This is a genomic window from Butyrivibrio sp. AD3002 (genome assembly GCF_000420905.1).
In the GTDB taxonomy this organism is placed as follows: domain Bacteria; phylum Bacillota; class Clostridia; order Lachnospirales; family Lachnospiraceae; genus Butyrivibrio.
In genome coordinates this window covers 12,326-36,448 of the sequence record NZ_ATVV01000035.1, presented here as the reverse complement: position 1 = coordinate 36,448, position 24,123 = coordinate 12,326, and the positions used below count along the sequence as shown (strand labels likewise).

Here is a 24,123-nt window from a genome sequence, read left to right as displayed (position 1 = left end):
AGTAGTTATTGAGATCTTTCCAGTCCCAATCCTGATGGTAATAGACAATCTTAGGGAGTTCATCGACTTTGAACTTTTGATATTTGGGAGAATGAGAATCATCGAAAGCCCACTGCTTTAGAGGTATATATCTGCAGATGAAATTAATCAGCCAGCAGTTTTGCTGATAGAGTTGTTGAATGATTTGAAGTAAATAAAGTATAATGTTCACGAGCATTGTCTCCGGGTTATTTTGTGAGTTTGGTCGCTGACATTATACCAAAAAGGGAGGTCAATGCTCTTTTTATTTTGAACTCCCGATAAATCAAGGTTTTAGAACTAAAAATGGGTAGTTAATTTGACACTACCCTATATTAATCGAGGGAAGGAATATGGAAAGCATTACACGAGAATAATGCTGCCTTCGTTCCTGTTCATTCTGGCTGCGGATATATTCTTTACAGTGATTTCCATAGTAAAGGGTGGAATATTCCGTGGATGGTTTTCAAAGAAAAAGCCGGAGGAAAGGATGAAGTAAATGAATTGTTGCGGTGATTAACGGAGGATACGGTGTATATGGTGATAAAAGAAATATTTGGAAAAGTCAAAATATATCAGCTTCATTGCCTGGGCTGGCACAACAGAAACAGAACTTCAGGAAAAGAAAACTATTCAGCAATGGTAATAAAGAATTTTTGATGATAGGCTAAGACAAATTAGAACTTGATGGTGGGACAACAAAATGATTAGAGCTATGAAGAACATTGACTTAGCACAATGTGGCATGATTTATGCAAAAGCATTCCCCATGGAACATTGGGGAATAGATTGGACAGTAGAAAATGCAACAGAATATCTTCGCGATTTTTTTGAACAGAAAAGATTTGTTGGATATGTTTATGAAGAAAATGATGAAGTGTTAGGTTGTATATTCGCACTTTGTAAGATTTCCGGAAGCAAAGAAGAGATATACATTAATGAGATGGCGGTACTTCCCGAACGACAAGGGCATGGAATAGGTAAACAATTATTAAATGCGGTCAAAAATTACAGTAAAGAAAAAGGACTTGCAGGCATTGTTCTTTATACAAGCGAGTATGCACCAGCGGCTAAGTTTTACGAAAAGAACGGATTTAAGTTATCAAATGGAACAATATGTATGTATTGCGAATAATTGAAAAGAGAAAATTATAAAGGACATTAAACTTGATCTGCGGGAATAGGGAGAAAATCCTTATGCCCACTTTTTTGGTTGACAAAACTAACAATGTTAGTATAATGATAACTAACATTGTTAGTAAAATGGGATGGGAGTAAATATGCCAAGAACAGGATTGTCTAAGGAAGAAATAATAGAAAAAGCTGCTGAATTAGCAAATGAAAAGGGTCTACAATATTTGACCGTTACAACACTTTCGGATTATTTAGGTATCAAAAAACCCTCTTTATATAACCACGTAAAGACGATAGATGATGTGCATCGTAAGCTTATGATTTATGGTTGGAAGAAGGTTTCCGAGGAGGTTGTGGCAGGAATTGATTCGGATGATCCAAGAGAAAACATCGCGAATTTCGGAAGGGCATTTCATAAGTTTGCTTTGGAGAATCCCGGCGTATTCGAGGCAATGCTTTGGTATAACAAGTATTTGGATGAGTCCTTACTTGAAGCTACAGAAGGTTTGTATTCATTTTTCTTTAGGCAGACAGATAGCATGGGAATTGAAAGAGATGTGGCCAATCATCTGCTTAGAACCTACAGAGCTTTCCTTGAGGGGTTTGTTATGCTTCAGATCCACAATTCTTTTGGCAATCCGATTTCTATAGATGAAAGCCTGGAGATATCAATGAATGTACTGATAGCAGGTATGGATCAGTATATAGTTTAATGCAATTCATAGTGAAAGGGGGGATTTTTGTGGCGGATGTTTTGTCAAATCCAGACACATTAACAATAGCTATGAAAGAGCATATTGCTGTTTTAGAAAATATCATGCAACAGGACAGGGTTATGCGTCATGACAGAAGACATTTTGAGACTCTTCTGCAAACTCTTTTGCAGGAAGGTAATACACAGGAAGCCCTTAAATGTCTTAATGAAAGGCTAAGTCAAGAACCGCATGGAGTAAAAAAATATTGTGAAAATACCACGCTTAATGCAGCAATAACACACTATGTAGCAGTTGCTGAAGAAAAGAGCATTAAAGTAAATATATCTGCTACTATACCTGCTGATTTGAATGTGGATGAGATGCAGCTTGCCATAGTGATCAGCAACCTTATTGAAAACGCCATTCATGCTTGCGAAAAAGTGCCAGAGAATGAGAGAAGGATCAATATTATAGCCAGATATAAGAGTCAGCTTTTGTTTGAAATCAGCAACTCATGTGCAGATAAAATCGTCCTGGATGCAGAAGGACACCCATTTAGTAATGAGGAGAATCATGGAATAGGAACCAGAAGTGTTCTTAGTTTCATAGATCAGACTGATAGCGAGATAAGATATATAGCTGAAGAAAAGACCTTCAAAGTCAGAATGTTGGTCAGTTAAGGAGTCAATATGAGTTTACAGTTATTAAAGGCAAGTACTTCTGATGCGCTTTCACTGAATGGAATATCGAAGCGCGCATTTGACAGTGATGTACTGATCGGTGCGGAATCACCGGGAGGACCTCCCGGATATATGTCATTACAATTTCATACGAAAATGGCACGGCAGGGGCATTTGTATAAATTGACAGATGATGGACTCATTGTTGGCGGAGCAATCCTTTTTTTGGAAAATGATGTTTTAAATGTTGGCAGGATATTCGTTGCACCGGAGCATTTTCGAAAAGGGTATGGGCTCTTTATTATGCGGGAAGTGGAGAATATGTTCCCGGAAGTAAAGGAGTATACACTGGATACTCCTGTTTGGAATGTCAGGACAAATAGCTTTTATACTAAGCTTGGCTATAAAGAAATAAAGCGCGATAAGGAGTTTGTATTCTATTCAAAACATAGAGGAGAACTGACCTGGACAAGTGGGGAGGATTAGAATGCACGAGACATTTATGCTATTTTTGAATGATATACCTGCTGAATATCAGGAGTTTGTTTTGGAACTCGATAAATATCTCACTGAGAAAGGCAGTAATCGGACAATAAAATCTGCAAAGAGCGGCTTTGTGACATCATACAACTCTCCAAAAAACGGAAAAGCACTGCTGAATTACGTATTCAGAAAAACCGGTGTGAAAATGCGAATCTATGCAGCAGGCATCGGTGAATACACCGAGATTCTTGCTGATTTTCCTGACAATATGAAAAAAGACATCGTTAATGCCGGAGAATGTAAAAAATTAAACGGATTGAAATGTTCTCCGACATGTACCGGTGGATATTCATTCCAGATGGATGGCGCCTCTTATAAGAAATGCAAGAATATGGCTTTTTTTTATACTCTAGAGGAACGAAATTTTTCAGCCATCAGAAAAATAGTTGAAACAGAAATCAATCATGTTGATTGAACATATGAGAGCAAATTAATAGAAAGATTATATAGAGGTTGAAAAATTAGTAAATGACTTTTGATGGTTCTCAAATAATTATTGGTAAAGGTGCCCAGGCAGAGGTTTTTCTGTATTATGGTTTTGCTTACAAGGTTTATAAGCAATCCTATCCTGCTGAATGGATTGCTTTTGAAAAACAACAGCAGCAGGCCGTGAATAGGGCTGGCATTTGTCAGGTAAAATATTACGACACAGATGATCCACATATAATCAAGATGGATTTGGTTGAAGGCGAGCCGTTGGAAAAATCTGCTAAAAATGCTCCGGAGCAGGGCTTTATGCTTTTAGCAAAAGCCTTCCGCTTTGTACACGAAGCAGATATCAGCGATACAACAATTCTTCCTCTTAGCGTTACGGCAGACCACATGCTTTCTGGCGAAGAAAGATCACAAGCGCTTTCTGTAATTGAATACCTGTCTAAAAAATACAAAAGCTGCATCTGTCATCTTGATATGCATTTCTTGAATATCATGATTCCAAATAACACCGAGCTTGTCGCAGATAAAAACAATTTCATAATTATAGATTGGATGAACACAAGAGTTGCTCCTCCGGTTTTCGACTACGCCAGAACCTATGCGCTTTTCAATGAGTTTGTAAAAGAAGCACTGGGGTTCTACAAAAACGCAGTCTGGCCAGATATTCATGCGCTTGGGATTTCAGAAGAAGATTTTTTTGAAGCTGTAAAAGTATGTACACTGCTACGCAGTAATGGATTTTAGCAATCATGGATCAATAGAGCAAAATCCGTGTAAAAAGCAAAATAATCAGTGTAATCCATGTTTTCTTTTTTTCAAAGGGTATAGTTACTATACAGTTTATGTTTTACACATTTGGAGGATATTGAATGAAAACTTTGTATTTCAGCTCAACTGGAAATTGCTTGCATGTGGCCAAGTGCTTGGGAGGAGAGTGTTTATCTATTCCCAAGCTGATCAAACAGGGAACCTATGAGATAAAAGATGATGTTGTAGGTATAGTATTTCCGGTTTACGGGCTTTGTATACCACCATATATTGAGGAGTTTTTGCAGAAACTGAAGGTGGAGTGCAACTATCTCTTCGCCATAGCAACCTACGGATGTTTTGCCGGATCTGTTTGCAACGATGTAAACAAGATTACTCTGGCAAATGGAAGAAAGTTCGACTATATTAATTCTGTTTTAATGGGCGAGAACTGCATTACTTTTGCTGACATGAAAAAACAGGAAGGCGATAGCAAAAAGCAGCAGGACGCAATTGACCAGATAGTGGGCGATATAGTTGAAAAGAAAAAGTACGTTAAAAGGAATTCGCTTTTAAGCAAACTTATTACAAGCAGTCACAAGAAAAAGTATGAGTTTCCTATAGGAATTGGTATTACAGAAGAAGTTACCGTGAACGATGCGTGTACGGGATGTGGCACATGTTCAAGACTTTGTCCAATGGGAAATATACATATTGAAAATGGTCGTCCACTCTTTTCAAAGAGCTGTATAAGCTGCGGAGCATGTATCCAAAACTGCCCTAATAATGCTATCCACCATAATAGAGAGAAAAGTTCTGCCAGATATAGGAACCCCCATATAGAAATTGGTGAGCTTTTAATTTCTTAACGATGAAATAGAGGAGAAAACAATGAGTAATTACATAATCAGATTAGAAGAAAAGAAAGATTATAGAGAAGTTGAAAATTTAGTAAGAGAATCATTTTGGAACGTGTATCGTCCCGGATGCAGTGAGCACTATGTAATTCATGTGCTCAGAGATGATCCAGCATTTATCTCTGAGCTTGACTTTGTTATGGAACAGGATGGGAAGCTGATCGGGCAGAACATGTTCATGAAAACTGTTATTGAGGCAGATGATGGAAGAACTATAGATGTGCTTACCATGGGACCTATAGGAATCACACCGGAATTAAAGAGAAAAGGCTATGGTAAGGCTATCTTGGATTATTCTCTTGAAAAGGCTGCAGAGATGGGATTTGGAGCAGTTCTTTTTGAGGGAAATATCGGATTCTACAGCCACTGCGGATTTGACTATGCAAGCAAGTTTGGAATCAGATATCATGATCTTCCGGAAGGCGCAGATGCGTCATTTTTCCTGTGTAGAGAATTGATCCCGGGATATCTTGATGGCATCACAGGGGTATATCAGACCCCTAAGGGATACTATGTCGAAGATGCAGATGTTGAGGAGTTTGACAAGACATTCCCTCCGAAGGAGAAATTAAAGCTTCCCGGACAGATTTTTGATTGATGACAGGAGAATTAAGATGGAAACAGATAGAATAAGGGTTTATCCTGCCAGCAGAGAGCAGATGGAGAGCAGCATCCTGTTGTCCTTCTGAGGAAACGATAAACTTCTATTCCGCTATGGGTTTCCGTCTCAGTTCTGACCCAATTTCATCTTATGTGGAAGATGAGCCTTATGATCTTCAGATGGAATGTATTATATTATAGCTGATCAGGAACACATTGGTTTTCTGCCTGATGGAGCAGATGCTTGTGAGGAAACATGGATTGTTTGATTCTGAAGCTGTGGATTACAGATTTGATGGAGTGAATGGAGATGCGGCGGCTTTGTGCAAGTTGCTTCAAGATAGAATCGCCGTATAAGAGCTTAAAAGGAGACAGCATAAATGAGAAAGCTGTATGAAAAGAACAGCAGTAGCTATAATTGTTTCTTCACTTACTTTTGGTATGGGGCACATTATTAACCTTTTTACAGGACAGACAAGCTTTGAAACTATACTTCAGGTGATCTTTGAGGTTTCCTGGGGATTTATTCTTACATTAGTTTTTTACAAGAGTGGAAGCATTTTCCCATGCATAATCGCTCACTCAATGATAGATGCCTTTTCAATGTTTGGTGTTGACAACGCACTTGTGGATCAGATCTATGTGGTGGTTACAATTGTTGTAGCAATTGTCTATTGCATTTACCTTGGAAAGATCAAAGAGGATGTAAAAAAGAATGAGAACTGATATTAAATTCAAGAACTACACAGATGACAAGTATGATGCATTATGTGGTTTTCTCATTGCATTAAATGAGAAAGATGATAGCCACATTAACTGGAACTGGGCGAGACTTGAATGGATGATTGAACATCCTGAATTTGATAAGAGCTTAAAGAACTCCATTGGCCTTTGGATTGTGGATGACAAAATTGTTGGCGCTGCAATTTACGATATGTATTTTGGCGAGGGTTTTAGCGGAGTTCTTCCGGAGTATAAAGATTTATATCAGGCCGTTCTGGAATATGCCTGCAATGAGCTTAAAGACGATTCCGGTTTTGGAATGGCAATCTGTGATGAAAATCCCACTGAGATAGAGATGGTTCAAGAACGGGGATTTAAAATTGCCGATCAGGATGAGATCATAATGGAGAGAAAGCTTGATGATGCGCTTGAAGCGAAACTTCCGGACGGGCTTAAATTCTTTTGCCCGGATCCGATGGAAAATGCTTATGAACTTCAATGGCTCTTCTGGCAGGGATTTGACCATGGAGATGATAAAGTTGAATTCGAGCATGAAGAAGAAATCATTCCAAGGATCAGGAAGCATTTTAACAAGGATTTAGGTGTTGTTGCGATCAATGAAAAGGGAGAAATGGTGGCATGTTGTCTGTTATGGTATATGGCAGGGACTGACTATGTTTATGTTGAGCCTGTATGTACTATTCCCCCATATAGAGGAAAAGGCGTTGCTAAGGCTGTTATCTTTGAAGCGCTGGGCAGAGCCAAAAAGCTTGGAGCAAAAAGAGCTTACGTCATTTCCGATATGGAATTCTATGAGAGGCTCGGCTTTAGAAAGAAGCATCATTATTCATTTTGGTTTAAGAAGGAAGGCGAAAAAGATTATGATAAAAATTGAGACTGAAAGGCTAGCGAGAAAACCCCTTCCGACGAGTCGGTAGGGGATGAATCGCACATCACCGCTTGGATTTGCTGTATTTTCCGGATAGTTCATGGTATTATGTATCGGTATGAAAAATTTTTATTGGAGGGAAAACACATGGGGAAAAATATCAAACAAGTACTTCAGAAAAATCTAAAAAGACTGATTGCGTGTACTATTGCAGCAGCCATCTCGCTATCATTACCAACAGGTAAAATAGATGGCACCGGAAAGGTATCCGCCAAGGACGGAGTTTATTCAACACTTCCGACTGACGGAAAGTGGGTAAACGGCCACGTTCCGGAAAGCACAAAGGACTACTACAAGGTTGTTTTAAATTCAGCCGGATTTTTAACAGTAACATATCAGTCTCTTACAATCAGGCAGTCTTCCTACTATATCACCAGCTATGATAATACAAAAATGTACAGCGATATCGGAGTGACAGGCGCATCAAAGAACAATCCTAAAACACATACCACCACGCTTGCACTGGAGAAGGGTACCTACTGGGTTAAGGTTGCAGGATGGTACGACTATAATCCCGGAGATTATCTCCTTAAGGCCAACTTTGTTCCTGCTGAAAATAACGAAGCTGAACCGAACAATAAATTCGAAGCAGCCATGAATCTCCAGGAAAAAGCACTTGTTACAGGCTTCTTTTCAGTTGATGATGCATTAGATTTTTATAAGTTTAATGCCTCTAAGGATATGACGATCAGAGTTACCTTCACAACAAAAATTGCAAACTCAGAATTTTCAGTATGGGATTCAACCCCCAGCTGCGTTCGCGAAGTAAGCATGCTCTCCGCATCTGAAGCTGCACCAAGAACCACAACAGCTGATGTCGTTGTAAAGGCCGGCGTGAATTATATCAAAGTAATGCCCTGCAGCTGGACAGATCAGGAGGGAAAAGGTCATCATCATACCGGAAGATATCAGGTAAAATGGGAAGAAGTGCCTTCTTCAAATGAAACCTCAGCAAAGACTGTTGATAGTGCCGCTCCGTCTTCTGCAAATGTTAAAAAGATTGGGAAGCTCAAGGCGAACTCTTTAGGAAACAAAAAGGTTGCTATCAGCTGGAAAAAGCAGACTGAGGCTTCAGGCTATGAAATTCAGATTTCCACAAGTAAGAAGTTTTCAAAGAATCTGGTTACCAAAACCGTGAAAGCCGGAAAGCATAATTACAAACTTAAATTCAACAAAACCGGCAAGGCTTATATCAGAGTACGAGCTCTTGACAGCAACGGCCTCTCCGGTGATTGGAGTAAAGTAAAGAAAGTCATTGTGAGATGATGATACCGAATTGATAGTCTCAGTTAAATATTCTGATGCTATTACACCGCGACTTATATCCCTCAGAGGAAAACGTCGCGGTGTTTTTATTTATGCACTTTTAGAATAATAAATGATGTTGGGGTCAAACGCCCCTTGAATCTAAAACTATAGTTGCTAATCCCTAATGGGATTTACATATATCTGTCCCTTGAAAAGTTAATACAAACCGCATAAACACTGGGAGACATTCAAGAATTATGGCAGGATCCGTAATGGTGCTGAGACAGTTCCGTCAATCCTGAACTTTTTAATTGACGTTTACATTAATAATACCACCATTCCTGCCTTGCATTATTTAGCTTTATAATTCAAGCCACGTATTATATAATTGAGGCTTGAGGGAAAAAAGTATTTATTTAGGGGAAATAATCATGAAAAAAATCAAAGAAAATCTTTTACTTGTCATCACATCCTTGATGTGTTTTGTTTTCATACTTGGATGTTTGTCTTTCAGCTCTAAAGCTGCAACTCCACAAGGAACTTTAATTCGTGGTCCTGAATTCAATGTAGCACTTAAGAATTTTACCATGAATGCTACTTTAAACTGGATCAATGAAGAAAAAACTATAAAAAGAATTGAATTCACCTCCAAAAAACCAAGTCTATCCACTTCAAAAAGTGTTGGAGAAAATGTAACAGCTTACTATGATCCCGCTAAGGCATCAATTTATGTCTACTGCCCAACAAAGATAATCTTTCCTAAACAGTCCAGCAATATACTCAGTTATTTCACTGCTGTAGAAGCCGTAGAATTTAATACAGATATTGATACATCAAATGTAGAAGACTTTTATGCAATGTTTAATGGTTGCTATAAACTGAAAAAGCTTGATGTACGCAAATTTAATACATCAAAGGCAGTCTCTATGATGCAAATGTTTAGTCAATGCAGAAGTCTTCAGGAAATCGATGTAACCGGGTTTAATACATCTAATGTTACAGACATGTTTCATATGTTTGGTGGTTGCACATCATTGAAAAAGCTTGACCTTAGAAACTTTAATACATCAAAGGTAAATCGCATGGCATCGATGTTTTATGGTTGTATGAGTTTAGAAACTTTGAATTTGCGCTCATTCGATACCTCTCAGGTTAGGAATTTTTCATCAATGTTTAGTGGCTGTCATTCTTTTAGAACACTGGACCTGAGTAACTTTAATACAAGTAGCGCAACAAAAATGTCAAGAATGTTCTTCGGGTGTATCCGTCTTGAATCAGTCAATTTAAATAGTTTTAACACTTCAATAGTAACAGAAATGTATGAAATGTTTAGACTCTGTTGTACCCTCAAACGCCTGGACCTTAGCAAATTTGATACTTCTAATGTCACGAAATTTAATATGATGTTTCATGAGTGTGATAGTCTAGAGTCTCTTGACCTTAGTTCTTTTGTCATAAAAAAGGGCAGCAACTGTAAAAAGATGGTTTACTGTTACACCATAAGGGAAATAAAGTCACCCAGGATCACAGAAGTAGCCGTACCTCTGAATAATTTCAGTACCGGAGATGGCGCATTTGCTCTTGATGATAATAATGATGGTGTTCCTGATAACGCAAGCATAGTAAAAGAATTACCCGTAGCATCGGGGAGCAGTCGATATATTCCTTATAATACTACATGTGAAATAAGATATATTCCTAATGCGGCAAGTACATACACCACTATAGCCAGGGTTAACCGTGGAGCCAATTATACACTGCCTTCCTTCAACTACGTTGTGCCTGAAGGAAAAGAATTTGACAGATGGAATGAGGGTACACCCGGTACCTCCATCAAGATGACCAGAAATATCATTCTAAGGCCAATATGGAAGGATAAAACAACTGAACAGCCTAATCCGTCAGACTCTTCTGAACCTGCCGTAAATGACCCGGTAACAGCTGTTCCCGCAGATACAAAAAAGGCAGAAAACATCGACCTGAATCAAAAAACAACAAAGCTTTCAAAACTGACAGCAGGAAAGAAAAGCGTTACCGTTACATGGAAAAAACAGTCCCAGAATATAAAGGGCTATGAAATCCAGTACAGCACGGATAAAAACTTCAAAAAGAATATTAAGTCAGTAACAATTAACAAGGCAAAGGCTACTTCAAAAACTATCAAAAAACTAAAGACACATAAAAAATACTATTTCAGAATCCGAACCTTCAGGAAAACAGGCTCTAAAATAGTATATTCAAAATGGAGTAAATCCAAAAATATCAAAATAAAGTAATTGGTACCTGTAAATAAGGCAATCTTAGCAGGTTTCATAATAATAGGAGATTACTAAAACATGAAAAAAATCAAAACCACAATGAAGTGCAGATCCCTACTGGCAGGGGGATACAGGGAGTCTATGGGCGGGTTTAGTGTGACAACCGCGAGCCAGTTAGGCGCAAGCTGAAAAGAAAGCACTTATAGTTAGAGGGGCATCGCCTAGATGATCAATCATCTAGAGCGCCAGCCCCTTATTTTTTCAGGGATGTGTGAGGTAGATGATTTTGATCAGCCGCATGGCGGTCAGATAACTCCTAACAGTCACTTATGTATATGTTCAGTAAGAGTGAGTATCCTGAAGCGCTCCGGATAGCTTATGAAAAATACCATCTTGATAATAATAAAATGTTCCGATATGCCAGAAGAAGAGGCAAACTGCCTGAGATACAGTCAGCAATGGCTGAAGGAGGAATAGTAACTTTATAATATACTATTTTGAAAACGATGAATAATCGGTAAAGAATATGTTGACTTGATTAAGGGGCAGTTATACGATATAAGTGTAAAAACCTATTACATGCAAACGACAGGAGGAACACTTTTCATGGTTGATATGAATATGATGATTGCAGGCAATATACTTGCACTGCTTAAGAAACAGAATAAAAAACAGACAGATCTTGCAGAAGCACTTGGGACAAATAAGCAGACGGTGAATAAGATGCTGAATGGTGCACGCATGATTAATGCCATTGAACTTAAGTCTATAGCTGAATATCTTGGCGTAAGGATGGAGGAGCTAACAAGGATAACCCCTGGATACGAGGATACTGATATTGTCCATGCTTTTATGGGCAAAGTTCAGTCTGAAGAGGCAAGACAGGCACTGAAAATAGCTGATGAACTTTCAGATATGATTCTTTTCCACAAGAGAGTACGTGAAAATGGAAATGCCATGATGCAGCCTTGGGGGAATGACTAATGGGGAATATATTGGAAGAAAGCCTGTTTGGCAAGCAGCCTAAACAGTTTGAGAGCATGAATGCTTTGTCAAAAGCTTTTTCTGTAAATTATTGTGGAAGCACGATTATCCGTGATTCCATATTTAGCATTGCTGAAAACTATGCCAGAAAAAGGGAATTAACGCTGGAAGTGCTCAGATATCCTTTTAAGGACGATGAATTATGGGCATTTACCTTTGTAAAAAAGGGAACAATATTTCTTTGCGTCAATTCTGGCTTGGCTCTTTGTAAACAGATATTTGCTGTTGCTCATGAGCTGTACCACATTCACTGCTATGCTGAAGATATAGACCCCAGTACCATAGCAAGTGGCTCATTATTGGATTCAAAAACTGCGGATGATACTGCGAAATCTCAGGAGGATCTTGAGGCAAACGCTTTTGCCGGATTACTCCTGATGCCTGACGGAATATTGGATGAGCAGATTAAACTATATGGTATTGCTGCGGATAAGATATCTGTTGATGATGTCCTTATCTTGATGGAATTGTTTGCACTTCCGTACAAGGCGGTGGTACTGAGACTTGTTGAGAACCATGATATTTCAAATAGTAAAGCCAAAGAACTACTGGAATGTGACTCTGATTATGTTTCAGAAAGGATTAAACTTACGGGTAAAGCTTTAAAATGGCAACAAAACAGTAAGGACCTTTCATATCTTGGAAGTCTCCTTGATGATATGGAGTACAACAAAGAACAGGAACTTCTGACTGAAAGCCGTGAGAAATCGGATATGGAGTACTTGGAAAAAATCAGAAATGGCTTTCTCGCGGAAGGCTAAGAGGTGGGCATTTGATGAAAGAGAAATATGCTCTTCTTGATACTGATTTTATTTCCAAGACGCATTTGATCCGTAAGGATGAAGAGAATAAGCTGATTGATCGTATAACGGAGATGCCGGGGTATCGCTTCTATTGTCATGAACAGATAAAAACAGAACTCCAAAGACATAATATTGCAGGCTCTCCTGAGTGGCTTGAGAAAAAGATATCATCTGGAGTGGTTCATTGTATTACGGACGAAGAGATTGTTGATGAACTAAAGGCTATATACTCGGATTCAGCAGTGGCCATGTATTCTAACATGTTGAAAAATGGGTGCGAGGCATATAGAAGCGGATATTTTGAAGAACAGTTTAAGAGAATTCAGGGTGTCAATTATTCTAAGACTACAAAAGAACAGTTTTTGAAGGAGCTTTCGGAAGACTGTGACGATATAGGACCAGGTAATAATCTTGGAGAGCTTAAAAGCTATGTCCTTCTTCAGATGCTTAGTACAAAGCTTGGCGAGCAGATATATGTCTTTTGTTCGGATGATAGAAATGCTCGAAATGGCATAGTAAGTCTTGGAGGTGCAAGGTGCATCAGTGTCTTATCATCGTTTATGCGGCTTAATGTGGATGCTAACATGACAAGAGAAGAGGCGCAGCCGTATTTGGACTCGTATCTTGAAGAAAGCCGGAAGAACAAACAGACAACTTTTAGGGTTCATGACACATCAAAAGAAATGCGATATTGCAGAGTGCCTTGCGAACAGGTCATTGATGAAATGTATGCCGGTAAATTTGATGTTCTGCAGAATGGTAATCTTAGATATAAAGAATAGGATTATATAGATAATTAAGGGCAGTGTTCTGTAGGGCAACAGGTATTTGATGTTGTGATATCATAGAAGCATGTGTTTTGGTAATGAAAATACATGCTTTTTTTATTTAATAGGAAATTTCTCAAAAATTCCTATATCATAAAAAGCGCTCCGCTATGGATGCGCACTACTGTGTATGACATTTCACTAGGCTCGAAAAAACCTCGCCAAGTGATCTGCACATCGCGCGATAGGAATATGTTGCCTTCAGCAATCGCGTCTACGTTCCACTTCGGTCGTTGCAAAGCAGATGTCCCCCGGACATCTTGCAACGGCGCGAGAATGTCGCAAGCGACATTCTTTCTTTCATTTTATTACATCTGTGTTGATTCTCTGTAAATAAGATCAGTCTCTGTATAGGTTATCCTGTAATTGAGATCAGGCTGCTCAATCCTTGAGATTACAAGGTTGGCAGCTGAATAACCGATTATCTGGCTGTGTATGTGGCTGGTTGAGAGAGAAGGAGACATGATCTTGGACTCGGGGGAATCATCAAAACCGAATATCTTGATATCACGTGGACATTCTATTCCCATTCTCTTGAGGCCGGATATCAGATCGAGAGCTACAAAATCGTTGGCACAAATAAAGAGTTCGGGCATTTCTTGAATCTTCGTAAGAGCTTCGAATAAGTATTCTCTATATTCTAATCCGTGAGGATGAACCTCTGTAAGACAATATTTTTCGTCAAAGTTCAGATTATTGATATACATTGCCTCCCTAAAGGCTATGAATCGCTCGTAGAAAGAACGGCAATGTGTGACCTGGCCTACAAATCCTATCTTGGTAATTCCCTTTTTGCTCATGTCATTAACGACTGTATATATATTGGAAAAATTATCCATGAGCAGAACATCTGCGTTTAATGGTCTCCAGTAGCTTGCAACGGGAGCATCTATCATGAGAACAGGTAATCCTAGGCTGCACAACATTTCACAATAGGAGTGATCAAACATTTCGATGCATACAATAGCCTTGGTGTTATCCGGTCTGTATGAGAGAGGAAGAGTTCTTGACTCTATATTCTGATGATCAACCCGGTGCATTGTCAGGCTATAGCCAAGCATAGAAATTTCATATTGAAATTTATCCAGCATGGTAGAAGCAAAGTGAGAATTATTAAGGAAATTGCCTGAAAAGAGAGCAATCTCTCCTGAAGCCTTGGGCTGGGAACTGAAAGGATTTGTAATGTCTGAAATGGAATTGGCATAAGAAAATTGCTTGTATCCCATTTCGATAGCCTTCTCTAAAACTTTCTGTCTGGTAGCTTCAGCTAAAACTCCGGTGTTATTTATAGCCTTGGATACGGTATTTCTGGATACTCCAAGGGCATCTGCTATATCCTGTAAGGTGACTTTTGCTGGCATAATGTAGTCTCCACTTTCTAAATAAAAGATGAATGTGTCAAAAGATGGGTGTGCCCCAGATAGTAGGTATTTATGACTTTTTGACACCTATATCATTATAAAATGTAAAAATTAAAGTGTCAAATGTAAATATTAGTTGTGCAAATGTAAAATAATTATGTTGACAGCTGAAGATATGGGTGCTATATTTTACATATGCAAATGAGAATTATGCAAATGTAAAACTTGGGAGGGACTACATGAACACAAAGGTAAAAGATAATTCGATGCATAACACCCTGGTATATGTTAAGCAGCATTGGCAGCTTTACGTGTTCTTCTTAGGACCGGCACTACTTCTTACAATCGTCTTCAGGTATCTTCCTATGGGAGGAATTCTGATCGCATTCCAAAAGTACAACCCGTTTAAAGGAATACTTGGAAGCGAATGGGTAGGTCTTAAATATTTCCAACAGTTTTTATCGTCACCGGACTTTATGCAGTATCTCATAAATACATTGAAGCTTAGTGTATTTGGTCTTCTCTGGGGTTTCCCGATGCCGATTATCTTAGCACTCCTTCTTAACAGAGTAGCGAGCAGCAAGATCAAGCAGAAGATACAGCTTGTACTGTACATGCCGAACTTCATTTCAGTCATCGTACTTTGCGGTATGGTCAGAATCCTTCTTTCAGTTACAGGACCGCTTAACATGATGCTTGGAACGAACATCAACTTCCTTACAATTCCGGAAGCGTTCAGACCGATCTACATCGTCAGCGGAATCTGGCAGGGAGCCGGTTGGGCATCAATCATGTACACAGCAGCTCTTTCCAATGCAAGTAAGGAGCTTAAGGAAGCAGCACAGATTGATGGAGCTAACATCTGGCAACAGATCAAGGCAGTTGAGTGGCCGGCCATCAAGGATATGGTAGTTATCCAGTTCATTCTTCAGGCAGGTAACATCATGAGTATCGGTTTTGAAAAAGCGTATGCACTTCAGTCTGACATGAATCTTGCATCATCCGAGATCATAGCTACTTATGTATATAAGAAGGGTCTTTTGAATGGTGACTACAGTTATTCAACAGCAGTAGGACTTTTTAATACAATTGTAAACGTAATACTTCTCATTGCGGTTAACAAGATAGTTGAGAAGCTTAACGATGGACAGGGATTATAAGGGGAAAAAGAAAATGATTAAGACATCAAATAAAAAGAGCGAGTTCGCAAGAGCTTCTCTTGGAGATAAAATATTCCTTCTTGTAGGATATATCATTCTTGCAGCTTTCGTGCTGGCTATAATCGGACCTGTGGTTTATATCATCGTTGCTTCATTTATGGATCCGATAACACTTCAGAATAAAGGTATTGTTTTTGATTTCAGTAAGTGGACACTGACAGCTTATGAGAGAGTTATGACCAACTCACAGATATGGACGGGATTTTTCAATGCGATTCTTTATTCCGTACTGTTTGCAGTAATTTCAGTATTTATAACTCTTTTGTGTGCTTATCCTATGTCAAGAGATGATTTTAAAGGCAAGAAGTTTTTTAACGCAATCTTTATTATCACAATGTTCTTTGGCGGAGGACTGATTCCTACATACCTTCTTATCAGTAACATGGGACTTCTTGATTCCATGTGGGCTGTAATTCTTCCGGGGTCATTTAGTGTTTGGAACATGATCATAGCAAGAACCTATTATAAGGGCGTTCCCGGCGAGCTTAGAGAGGCAGCTGATGTGGATGGTGCTAATGAGCTTACATTCTTCTTTAGAATATTGCTTCCTGTATGTACACCACTTATCGCAGTGCTTATCCTCTGGCAGTTCGTAGGAATGTGGAATAGCTATTTCGATGCAATGATCTATCTGAATTCAGCAAGTAAGCAGCCTTTGCAGCTCGTTCTTAGAGCAATCCTTATTCAGAATGAGCCAGATCCGGGTATGATCGCAGATATGCAGAGTACTGCACAAAGAGCACAGCTTGCAGAGCTTTTGAAATATGCAACTATCATCATTTCAAGCTTGCCTTTGATAGTTATGTATCCGTTCTTCCAGAAGTATTTTGATTCGGGAATTATGGTTGGTTCAGTTAAAGGCTAACGTTAATTCACCTGTTATACAGGTTTGAATAGTTTCTAATGAAAAGGAGAGGACAATGAAAAAGAAAACAACAAAGTTACTGTCTACAGCGCTTGTCATTGCTATGTCAGCAAGTGCGCTCACAGGTTGTGGCAAGGGGACTTCAACTGGCAGTGGTGCAGCTAAGGTAGATGCTGAGAACATCACTTTCCCTCTTGAAGAGAAGGTTACTATCACAGGTACAATCAGCTATCCTTCAGGAACAGAGGCTGAGCCTAACAACAGAACAATCTTCAAGAGACTTGAAGAGGAGACCAATGTACATGTAGATTGGACAGCTATTTCAAACGATCAGTGGGGAGACAAGATTCAGCTGACAATGGCTAACAAGGACATGCTTACAGATTTCATATTCAATGCAGGATTCAGTAACTCTGATCTTATCAGATATGCAGACCAGGGCGTTATTCTTCCTGTTGAAGAATATATTGACAAAAACATGCCTAATCTTAAGGCTGTATTCGATAAGTATCCTGAATACCGCACAATGTGTGAGGATTCAGAGGGCCATATCTGGGCTCTTCCCTGGATTGAGCAGCTTGGTTCCAACAAGACAGCTATCCAGACTGTAGGTAACAACTTTACTTACATCAACAAGAAGTGGCTTGATTTCCTTGGACTTGAGAAGCCTACAACAGTAGACGAGTTCGAAGAAGTACTTAAAGCATTCAAGGATCACGCTTCAGAGCTTCAGGCAGAGTTTGGCATCGAGGGAGATATCATCCCTATGTCATGCATCATGAACGATCAGGATCCCAGCCTTCTTATCAACGGTTTTGGTGAAGGTTATGGTGATAACGATATAGGACAGCACATCGCTGTAACAGATGACAAGAAGGTTATCTGCACAGCTACTCAGGACGGCTTCAAGTCAGGTATGCAGTGGCTTCATAAGCTCTATGATGAGGGACTTATCGATCCCGAGTGCTTCACACAGGATTGGTCAACATACGTTGCTAAGGGAAAATCTCACAGATACGGCGTATGCTTCACATGGGACGTTGCTAACATCGACAACCTTGAGGACTATGAGCCTCTTGCAGCTCTTCAGGCTGATACCAAGAACGTAACACCTATGAACGGTTCATTCACATCAGGTTTTGACCGCGGCAGATGCGTAGTTACAGCTAAGTGCGACAACCCTGCATTTGTATGTGCATGGCTTGATCGTATGTATGATCCCTTCCAGTCACCTCAGAACAACTGGGGAACCTATGGTGAAGATGATGAGTTCGATATCTTCGAGCTTTCTGAGAACGATAAGGGTGAGAAGATGCTTAAGCATGCTCCTCTTGGTGATGCTTCACCTGTAGAAGTTCGTGAGGCTGAGGCTGTAGGCGGTCCTCTTGCAATCCTTGATGAGTACTATGGTGTATATGTAACATGTCCTGATGATGCTCAGTATCGTCTTGACTGGATCAAAGAGTACTACACAGATGATATGCACTGCCAGTATGTATATCCTAACGTATTCATGACAGCAGATGACACAGAGAAGCTTACAACAATCCAGACAGATCTTATCAGCTTCATCAACTCCAGCAGAAGTAACTTCGTTATGAACGGCCTTACAGATGCAGATTGGGATGAGTACATCAAGCAGGTTAATGCTTATGGTCTTGAGGATTACCTTGCAATCTATCAGAAGTACCTTGATGAGTTCTACAAGTAATACACATTGTTACATCTTATGGGATTAGCTTGATAAGCGAAAGGTGAGGGAGGAGTTATCTCCTCCCTCTTTTATAAGAGATGAAAAAAAGAACAATAGCTTTATTTGGTATTATGTTATGTTTATTAACCGGATGCGCTGATAAAAAGGGCGAGCAATGCCTTTTCCCAAGAGCAGAGGACAGCTACGTTGGGGATGTAATGGCTCTTTCAACTGATAAAGGCGTATATCTGAATTATTTATATGAAACTGATCACAATGGCGTAGGTTATCACCCGCTTCATCAGTTTTTTACCAAGGATTTTACTACATATGAAGATAAGGGAGAGGTTCTGAAATTCGCAGAGGATTCTGAAGTTCAGGATCTTGCTATAGGAACGGGTTCCTTTATCAGGGATGACAGTGGGAAATATCACTGTTTTTACACAGGTCATAATGACTATTATGACACCTACGGACTTGATAAAGAGTGCTTAATGCACGCAACAAGTAAAGACAACAAAAAATATGAGAAGAATTATGATGAAATAATTCATGCTCCTAATGGCTACAGTACCAATGATTTCCGTGATCCTCAGGTTATTAAGATGGATGACGGCTATATCATGCTGGTTGGCGCCAGAAAAGAAGCAGAAGATGAAAGTGCGATCATATATTATGAATCGCAGGATTTAGAGAACTGGACTTTTAAGGGTGATTTTTATACAAGCAAAGAACTTTATTTTATGGAATGTCCGGATGTGTTCAAGCTTGGAGATAAATACTATCTCGTCTTTAGCTGGAACAATGTAGTTTACTACAGAACAGCGTCTGATTTTTTCGGACCCTGGGAGAAACCGGAGATTGACACATTTGACGGCAATGGCTTCTATGCAGCAAAAACATGTGAGTACGAAGGTAAAAGATATCTGATCGGCTTTCTTGATCGCAAAAAGAGAGAAAGCGATGGCCTCATGTACACATGGGCAGGAAGCGTACTGGTATATGAGCTTAGACAATTGCAGGATGGCACACTGGGGGTGTGCATGCCTGAGAAATATAATGAGTATTTTAATAAGGAGATACTATCTGAGGCAGTTGCAGATAGTTCACTTGATTTGGGAGATGTACCCGATACCTGTCATTTAAGCTATAAACTTATGATGCAGGCAGATGGAATATGCGATCTCGTATTTTCCAATACTGAAAAGGGAGAAGAGTACAAGATCTCTGTAAATAATAAAGAGGACAACATTTCATACAATGCTTTTCCCAACTATCAGGCTATGAAGCTGGAGGAAGGCAGACAATATCAGGTTGATGTTGTAGTTGAAAAAGACATAGTGGTTATCTATGTAGACGGGCAAAAGGCACTGTCAAACCGCATTTATTCAGCAGTTGGAGCTACCTGGAAGCTGAATATGGAAAATGCAGACGCAAGTGATATAAAGATTTATGGTAAATGAGGAATATTATGAGTGATAAGTTAAATAAAGCAAGAGAATATGAAGTAAAAAAGGAAGCAAAGATACCTGAGGAGCAGCGTCCCCTCTTTCATTTAACACCCAGATGCGGCTGGATGAACGATCCTAACGGCTTTAGCATCTATAAGGGAAAATATCATATGTTTTACCAGTATTATCCCTATGAGACAGTATGGGGACCTATGCACTGGGGACATGCAGAAAGTACTGACCTTATCAGCTGGAAGTATCTTCCCTGCGCAATGGCGCCCGATGAAAAATATGACGGGTTTGGATGCTTTTCAGGAAGTGCCATTGAGATGGAAGACGGCAAGCAACTTCTCGTATATACAGGCGTTAGAAAAGAAGAGGATGAAAACGGCGAAATCCGCGAGTATCAGACACAATGTATCGCTATAGGTGATGGTGTTGATTATGAGAAATACGAGAATAACCCTGTAATTAATGCAGACAGCCTTCCTGAAGGAGCCGGAAAATTCGACTTCAGAGATCCCAAGGTGTGGAAGGAAAACGGCAAGTATTACATGGTTGTAGGTAATAAAACTGTGGATAAGGACGGCCAGATCCTTCAATATGTAAGTGAAGACGGCATCCACTGGACTTATGATAAGCTGGTTATTAAAAATAACCACAGATTCGGCGTAATGTGGGAGTGTCCTGACTATTTCCCTCTTGATGGTAAGCAGCTTCTTCTCACAAGTCCTCAGGATATGCTTCCGGAGGAGCTTGAGTTCCACAACGGAAATGGTACACTTTGCGTAATCGGAAGCCTTGATTCTGAAGGTAACTTCAATGAGGAAAACTGCCAGGCCATAGATTACGGTATCGATTTTTATGCTCCTCAGACAGTTCTTACAGCAGACGGCAGAAGAGTGATGATAGGCTGGATGCAGAACTGGGATACATGCGGAATCAGGCGCGATGACTTCCCATGGTTTGGCCAGATGAGTATTCCAAGGGAAATAACTATTAAGGATAACAGACTTATTCAGTGGCCTGCCAGAGAGATAGAGAATTATTACGGCAAAAGAATCAGCAGACAGAATGTACTTATTTCTGATAGTGCTTCACTTTCAAGTATTGAGGGCAGATGCGTAGATATGACAGTAAGAGTCAGATCTACACAGGCAGAACTTTCATATAAAAAATTTGAAATTCGTTTTGCTGATAATGGCAAGGCTTATTCAGCGATTGAATATGATCCTGTTGACAATATTGTTAAGATAGACAGAAAGCATTCAGGAAGCAGAAGAGCCATTGTTCATCAGAGAAGATGTAAGGTTGCAGGAAATAAGGGTGAGATTTCACTTAGACTTGTTCTTGACAGATACAGCATGGAGCTCTTCATCAATAATGGACAGCAGGTAATGTCTATGGTAATCCTTACAGATGTCAGAGCTGAAGGTATCAGTTTTAAGGCAGTTGGAGAACTTCTGATGGATGTTACTATGTATGAGCTTGAGAGGAAATAACTTATGAAAAAAGATGTAGTTGCGCTGGGAGAGTTGCTTATTGATTTTACAGGAAGCGGAGACAGCAACCAGGAAAATCCTTTATTTGAGGCTAATCCAGGCGGAGCACCCTGTAATGTGCTGTCAATGCTTCAGAATTTAGGCAACAGCACAGCTTTTATCGGCAAGGTTGGAAACGACTTTTTTGGGAGAATGTTAAGAGAGAGAATTGAAAAGCAGGGTATAGACTCTACCGGACTTGTCTTTGACGAGGAGGTAAATACTACCCTTGCATTTGTAAACAAGCTTCCAAATGGAGACAGAGATTTTTCTTTTTACAGAAAGCCCGGAGCAGACATGATGCTGACAGCAGAGGATGTTGAGAAGAATGCTGATCTTATCAGGAATGCAGATGTATTTCATCTTGGAACACTGTCAATGACAGACGAACCTGCAAAAGAGGCAACTGTCAGAGCTGTTACAATAGCTAAAGAGAGCGGAGCAGTCATATCTTTTGATCCAAATTACAGAGAACCTTTATGGAAGAACGTAGACGATGCAATAGATGCTATGAAATATGGCTTTGAAAACTGTGATATCCTGAAAATTTCAGATAATGAGATTGAGCTTTTTACAGGCCTTAAGGATATAGAGGCAGGAGCAAGGAAAATAAAGAGAGACTTTGGTATTCCAATCGTGTTTGCCACACTTGGACCTGAAGGAAGTATAGCTCTTTACAAAGATATGGTGATCAAAAAAGACGGGTACAGAAATCCTGCTACTATAGAGACTACAGGAGCAGGCGATACCTTCTGTGCCTGTGCCATAGATTACATCCACAGAAACGGACTTGATAATCTGACAAAAGACGGATTATTTGAATGCCTGTCGTTTGCAAACGCTGCGGCATCTATTATAACCACCAGAAAAGGTGCACTTTCTGTAATGCCAACCCAAGAAGAAATAACAGCTTTTCTAACAAACAAGTAATGATAAGAACAAAGAATATGCGAAAAAGGATTAACTTTAAGTTATTCCCTTCAGACTGTAGACAAAGTCCACGGCATCTGCCGTGGATTTTTCTTTATGAATATAATAATCGACTTGTGATATAATTATTGACTATGAGGGAGCCTGCCATAGTGCAGAATAGAAAAGTCAGGGGAAATGAAAATGAAAAAAATCTTGGGGAATCTTTTACTCTTTATCACATCACTTATGTGTGTGATAGTCTTATTTGGATGTGTATCCATTAATTCCAAAGCAGCGAAAAAAATTCAACCTGTTAAGGATCTGAAATGCATCAATGATAAATATCATTTCAAAACTGTTAGTGATGGAAACTATTATGTATTGGTATATAGCGTAGATGAAAAGGGCAAAAAGAATTGTTTTCATTATAATAAGTTAGGAGCTCTGAAAAAGGATCAGACAATTGATGAGTATGACTTAGGTTTATTCAACTACTACGACAATCTTGGAAAGATAATTCTTTATGTTATTGGATGTGATGATGAACCTCTGACACATACATTAACTATTGATTATTGTTTGAAAAAATCCAATTATGGAATAGCAAGTTACGAGATAAATTTAAATGAGAGAATGCCACAGCCAACGGGAATAACAGCAAAATGGTATGAAAATAATGGAAAGAAATTATGGAAAATAAGTTGGACCGATGATGGATATGGTCATACTCTCAGATATGGATATGGCCAACGTTCAATAACTTATTGCAATTGTAGTATGGCTAAAACAGAACATGAATACACTTTTTCAGATTATGTAGAAAGTGTCACTTTAAAAACATCATCATGCGATTTGAATAAATATGCTAATTCTGATGTGATAACGATTGTAAGGCCTGCAGAGAACTCAGATGATAACACATCAAAAAACATGCCTACAGATGAAAATACTGATAAAAAAGATGCATCAGGTACGGTAGAAAATAATGCTGCTAAGTTGCCAATGACAGTAACTATTGATGATATTACATACTACATTGATGTTAATGGAAATGCCTGCGCAACAAAAATCGCTTCAAAAAAGAAAGCTTCCCTGAACGTTGTTACAGTGGATGGTACAACTTATCCTGTCACATCTATAGCTAAAAATGCCTGCAAAAACAATAAGAAAATAAAATCTGTGAAGATTGGCAGTAATGTTACTTCTATAGGAAAAAATGCCTTCAGGGGTTGTAAGAAACTCAAAAAGGTCACCATAAAAGCAAACAAATCCCTGAAAATAGGTAAAGGAGCTTTCAAGAAAATTAACAAGGACGCTGTCATCAAGGTTAAAGGCGTAAAAGGCAGCACTAAGAAAAAACTTATAAAGGTCATCAAAAAGTAATTTAATACAGGGGTTAACCCCAGCAGGTAAAAGCCCCTTAGGTGAATAATAGTGTCACCTAAGGGGTTTATTTTAT

At 39.2% G+C, this 24,123-nt stretch carries 25 protein-coding genes and 1 pseudogene; 24 read left to right on the top strand and 2 right to left on the bottom strand.

What is annotated here, in order from left to right; translation table 11 throughout:
* Window positions 1–211 (bottom strand): annotated as a pseudogene (locus tag G596_RS26015) (transposase); the annotation flags it as partial.
* A 344-nt stretch (window positions 212–555) separates the two neighbouring features.
* Between G596_RS26015 and G596_RS25800 the strand changes: the two are divergent.
* From G596_RS25800 to G596_RS0117885, 17 genes are all read left to right on the top strand, one after another.
* A complete protein-coding gene (locus G596_RS25800; protein ID WP_022763210.1) occupies window positions 556–678 on the top strand; it encodes a hypothetical protein in 123 nt (40 codons plus the stop codon).
* 55 nt (window positions 679–733) lie between these two features.
* Entirely contained in the window at window positions 734–1,153 is a 420-nt protein-coding gene (locus tag G596_RS24165; RefSeq protein WP_196805256.1) for a GNAT family N-acetyltransferase, read from the top strand.
* A gap of 145 nt (window positions 1,154–1,298) precedes the next feature.
* The gene (locus tag G596_RS0117970; protein WP_022763208.1) at window positions 1,299–1,865 is read left to right on the top strand and encodes a TetR/AcrR family transcriptional regulator; all 567 of its coding nucleotides are present in this window, start codon (window positions 1,299–1,301) and stop codon (window positions 1,863–1,865) included.
* A gap of 29 nt (window positions 1,866–1,894) precedes the next feature.
* A complete protein-coding gene (locus tag G596_RS22825; protein WP_022763207.1) occupies window positions 1,895–2,527 on the top strand; it encodes a sensor histidine kinase in 633 nt (210 codons plus the stop codon).
* A gap of 9 nt (window positions 2,528–2,536) precedes the next feature.
* On the top strand, window positions 2,537–3,013 hold the full coding sequence (locus G596_RS0117960) for a GNAT family N-acetyltransferase (protein WP_022763206.1): 477 nt from the start codon (window positions 2,537–2,539) through the stop codon (window positions 3,011–3,013).
* Between the two features lies 1 nt (window position 3,014).
* Window positions 3,015–3,485, top strand: coding sequence for a hypothetical protein (locus G596_RS0117955; RefSeq protein WP_022763205.1), 471 nt, complete (start codon window positions 3,015–3,017; stop codon window positions 3,483–3,485).
* Window positions 3,486–3,538: 53 nt separating this feature from the next.
* Complete coding sequence (locus tag G596_RS0117950; RefSeq protein WP_022763204.1) at window positions 3,539–4,249, top strand: phosphotransferase; 711 nt, start codon at window positions 3,539–3,541, stop codon at window positions 4,247–4,249.
* Window positions 4,250–4,374: 125 nt separating this feature from the next.
* A complete protein-coding gene (locus G596_RS0117945) occupies window positions 4,375–5,121 on the top strand; it encodes an EFR1 family ferrodoxin (RefSeq protein WP_022763203.1) in 747 nt (248 codons plus the stop codon).
* 22 nt (window positions 5,122–5,143) lie between these two features.
* Window positions 5,144–5,767, top strand: a complete 624-nt coding sequence (locus G596_RS0117940) for a GNAT family N-acetyltransferase (protein ID WP_022763202.1) — start codon at window positions 5,144–5,146, stop codon at window positions 5,765–5,767.
* Window positions 5,768–6,162: 395 nt separating this feature from the next.
* Entirely contained in the window at window positions 6,163–6,495 is a 333-nt protein-coding gene (locus G596_RS22820) for a CPBP family intramembrane glutamic endopeptidase (RefSeq protein ID WP_022763200.1), read from the top strand.
* Complete coding sequence (locus G596_RS22815) at window positions 6,485–7,387, top strand: GNAT family N-acetyltransferase (protein ID WP_022763199.1); 903 nt, start codon at window positions 6,485–6,487, stop codon at window positions 7,385–7,387. Before G596_RS22820 ends, G596_RS22815 begins: the two co-directional genes overlap by 11 nt.
* A gap of 141 nt (window positions 7,388–7,528) precedes the next feature.
* The gene (locus G596_RS0117915) at window positions 7,529–8,707 is read left to right on the top strand and encodes a hypothetical protein (protein ID WP_022763198.1); all 1,179 of its coding nucleotides are present in this window, start codon (window positions 7,529–7,531) and stop codon (window positions 8,705–8,707) included.
* A gap of 413 nt (window positions 8,708–9,120) precedes the next feature.
* Complete coding sequence (locus G596_RS24160) at window positions 9,121–10,965, top strand: BspA family leucine-rich repeat surface protein (RefSeq protein WP_022763197.1); 1,845 nt, start codon at window positions 9,121–9,123, stop codon at window positions 10,963–10,965.
* 317 nt (window positions 10,966–11,282) lie between these two features.
* Entirely contained in the window at window positions 11,283–11,435 is a 153-nt protein-coding gene (locus G596_RS25060) for a DUF6577 family protein (RefSeq protein ID WP_155829353.1), read from the top strand.
* Window positions 11,436–11,553: 118 nt separating this feature from the next.
* The gene (locus G596_RS0117895; RefSeq protein ID WP_022763194.1) at window positions 11,554–11,931 is read left to right on the top strand and encodes a helix-turn-helix domain-containing protein; all 378 of its coding nucleotides are present in this window, start codon (window positions 11,554–11,556) and stop codon (window positions 11,929–11,931) included.
* On the top strand, window positions 11,931–12,752 hold the full coding sequence (locus G596_RS0117890; RefSeq protein WP_022763193.1) for an ImmA/IrrE family metallo-endopeptidase: 822 nt from the start codon (window positions 11,931–11,933) through the stop codon (window positions 12,750–12,752). The genes G596_RS0117895 and G596_RS0117890 overlap by 1 nt, the downstream gene beginning before the upstream one ends.
* A 14-nt stretch (window positions 12,753–12,766) precedes the next feature.
* On the top strand, window positions 12,767–13,576 hold the full coding sequence (locus G596_RS0117885) for a hypothetical protein (protein ID WP_022763192.1): 810 nt from the start codon (window positions 12,767–12,769) through the stop codon (window positions 13,574–13,576).
* Window positions 13,577–13,929: 353 nt separating this feature from the next.
* On the opposite strand, the gene G596_RS0117880 is transcribed toward G596_RS0117885, so the two are convergent.
* Window positions 13,930–14,982, bottom strand: coding sequence for a LacI family DNA-binding transcriptional regulator (locus G596_RS0117880; RefSeq protein WP_022763191.1), 1,053 nt, complete (start codon window positions 14,980–14,982; stop codon window positions 13,930–13,932).
* A gap of 239 nt (window positions 14,983–15,221) precedes the next feature.
* On the opposite strand from G596_RS0117880, the gene G596_RS0117875 reads away from it, so the two are divergent.
* The 7 genes from G596_RS0117875 to G596_RS0117845 all read left to right on the top strand — a co-directional run bounded on the left by G596_RS0117875 (window position 15,222) and on the right by G596_RS0117845 (window position 24,047).
* Window positions 15,222–16,142, top strand: coding sequence for an ABC transporter permease (locus G596_RS0117875; protein ID WP_022763190.1), 921 nt, complete (start codon window positions 15,222–15,224; stop codon window positions 16,140–16,142).
* A 13-nt stretch (window positions 16,143–16,155) separates the two neighbouring features.
* Window positions 16,156–17,067 carry a carbohydrate ABC transporter permease gene (locus G596_RS0117870; protein ID WP_026498196.1) on the top strand — a complete coding sequence of 304 codons (912 nt, stop codon included), beginning with the start codon at window positions 16,156–16,158 and terminating at the stop codon, window positions 17,065–17,067.
* 55 nt (window positions 17,068–17,122) lie between these two features.
* A complete protein-coding gene (locus G596_RS0117865; protein ID WP_022763188.1) occupies window positions 17,123–18,778 on the top strand; it encodes an ABC transporter substrate-binding protein in 1,656 nt (551 codons plus the stop codon).
* Window positions 18,779–18,891: 113 nt separating this feature from the next.
* Window positions 18,892–20,223, top strand: coding sequence for a family 43 glycosylhydrolase (locus G596_RS0117860; protein WP_196805255.1), 1,332 nt, complete (start codon window positions 18,892–18,894; stop codon window positions 20,221–20,223).
* Between the two features lie 8 nt (window positions 20,224–20,231).
* Complete coding sequence (locus G596_RS0117855; protein WP_022763186.1) at window positions 20,232–21,713, top strand: glycoside hydrolase family 32 protein; 1,482 nt, start codon at window positions 20,232–20,234, stop codon at window positions 21,711–21,713.
* 3 nt (window positions 21,714–21,716) lie between these two features.
* The gene (locus G596_RS0117850; protein WP_022763185.1) at window positions 21,717–22,682 is read left to right on the top strand and encodes a carbohydrate kinase family protein; all 966 of its coding nucleotides are present in this window, start codon (window positions 21,717–21,719) and stop codon (window positions 22,680–22,682) included.
* Window positions 22,683–22,865: 183 nt separating this feature from the next.
* Window positions 22,866–24,047, top strand: coding sequence for a leucine-rich repeat protein (locus G596_RS0117845; RefSeq protein WP_022763184.1), 1,182 nt, complete (start codon window positions 22,866–22,868; stop codon window positions 24,045–24,047).
* Window positions 24,048–24,123 lie beyond the last annotated feature (76 nt).

Excerpts from the sequence above, each read along its gene's own strand:
- G596_RS25800 (WP_022763210.1), top strand. The coding sequence starts at position 556 with ATGGTGATAAAAGAAATATTTGGAAAAGTCAAAATATATCAGCTTCAT.
- G596_RS24165 (WP_196805256.1), top strand. The coding sequence starts at position 734 with ATGAAGAACATTGACTTAGCACAATGTGGCATGATTTATGCAAAAGCA.
- G596_RS0117970 (WP_022763208.1), top strand. The coding sequence starts at position 1,299 with ATGCCAAGAACAGGATTGTCTAAGGAAGAAATAATAGAAAAAGCTGCT.
- G596_RS0117960 (WP_022763206.1), top strand. The coding sequence starts at position 2,537 with ATGAGTTTACAGTTATTAAAGGCAAGTACTTCTGATGCGCTTTCACTG.
- G596_RS0117955 (WP_022763205.1), top strand. The coding sequence starts at position 3,015 with ATGCACGAGACATTTATGCTATTTTTGAATGATATACCTGCTGAATAT.
- G596_RS0117950 (WP_022763204.1), top strand. The coding sequence starts at position 3,539 with ATGACTTTTGATGGTTCTCAAATAATTATTGGTAAAGGTGCCCAGGCA.
- G596_RS0117945 (WP_022763203.1), top strand. The coding sequence starts at position 4,375 with ATGAAAACTTTGTATTTCAGCTCAACTGGAAATTGCTTGCATGTGGCC.
- G596_RS0117940 (WP_022763202.1), top strand. The coding sequence starts at position 5,144 with ATGAGTAATTACATAATCAGATTAGAAGAAAAGAAAGATTATAGAGAA.
- G596_RS22820 (WP_022763200.1), top strand. The coding sequence starts at position 6,163 with ATGAAAAGAACAGCAGTAGCTATAATTGTTTCTTCACTTACTTTTGGT.
- G596_RS22815 (WP_022763199.1), top strand. The coding sequence starts at position 6,485 with ATGAGAACTGATATTAAATTCAAGAACTACACAGATGACAAGTATGAT.
- G596_RS0117915 (WP_022763198.1), top strand. The coding sequence starts at position 7,529 with ATGGGGAAAAATATCAAACAAGTACTTCAGAAAAATCTAAAAAGACTG.
- G596_RS24160 (WP_022763197.1), top strand. The coding sequence starts at position 9,121 with ATGAAAAAAATCAAAGAAAATCTTTTACTTGTCATCACATCCTTGATG.
- G596_RS25060 (WP_155829353.1), top strand. The coding sequence starts at position 11,283 with ATGTTCAGTAAGAGTGAGTATCCTGAAGCGCTCCGGATAGCTTATGAA.
- G596_RS0117895 (WP_022763194.1), top strand. The coding sequence starts at position 11,554 with ATGGTTGATATGAATATGATGATTGCAGGCAATATACTTGCACTGCTT.
- G596_RS0117890 (WP_022763193.1), top strand. The coding sequence starts at position 11,931 with ATGGGGAATATATTGGAAGAAAGCCTGTTTGGCAAGCAGCCTAAACAG.
- G596_RS0117885 (WP_022763192.1), top strand. The coding sequence starts at position 12,767 with ATGAAAGAGAAATATGCTCTTCTTGATACTGATTTTATTTCCAAGACG.
- G596_RS0117880 (WP_022763191.1), bottom strand. The coding sequence starts at position 14,982 with ATGCCAGCAAAAGTCACCTTACAGGATATAGCAGATGCCCTTGGAGTA.
- G596_RS0117875 (WP_022763190.1), top strand. The coding sequence starts at position 15,222 with ATGAACACAAAGGTAAAAGATAATTCGATGCATAACACCCTGGTATAT.
- G596_RS0117870 (WP_026498196.1), top strand. The coding sequence starts at position 16,156 with ATGATTAAGACATCAAATAAAAAGAGCGAGTTCGCAAGAGCTTCTCTT.
- G596_RS0117865 (WP_022763188.1), top strand. The coding sequence starts at position 17,123 with ATGAAAAAGAAAACAACAAAGTTACTGTCTACAGCGCTTGTCATTGCT.
- G596_RS0117860 (WP_196805255.1), top strand. The coding sequence starts at position 18,892 with ATGTTATGTTTATTAACCGGATGCGCTGATAAAAAGGGCGAGCAATGC.
- G596_RS0117855 (WP_022763186.1), top strand. The coding sequence starts at position 20,232 with ATGAGTGATAAGTTAAATAAAGCAAGAGAATATGAAGTAAAAAAGGAA.
- G596_RS0117850 (WP_022763185.1), top strand. The coding sequence starts at position 21,717 with ATGAAAAAAGATGTAGTTGCGCTGGGAGAGTTGCTTATTGATTTTACA.
- G596_RS0117845 (WP_022763184.1), top strand. The coding sequence starts at position 22,866 with ATGAAAAAAATCTTGGGGAATCTTTTACTCTTTATCACATCACTTATG.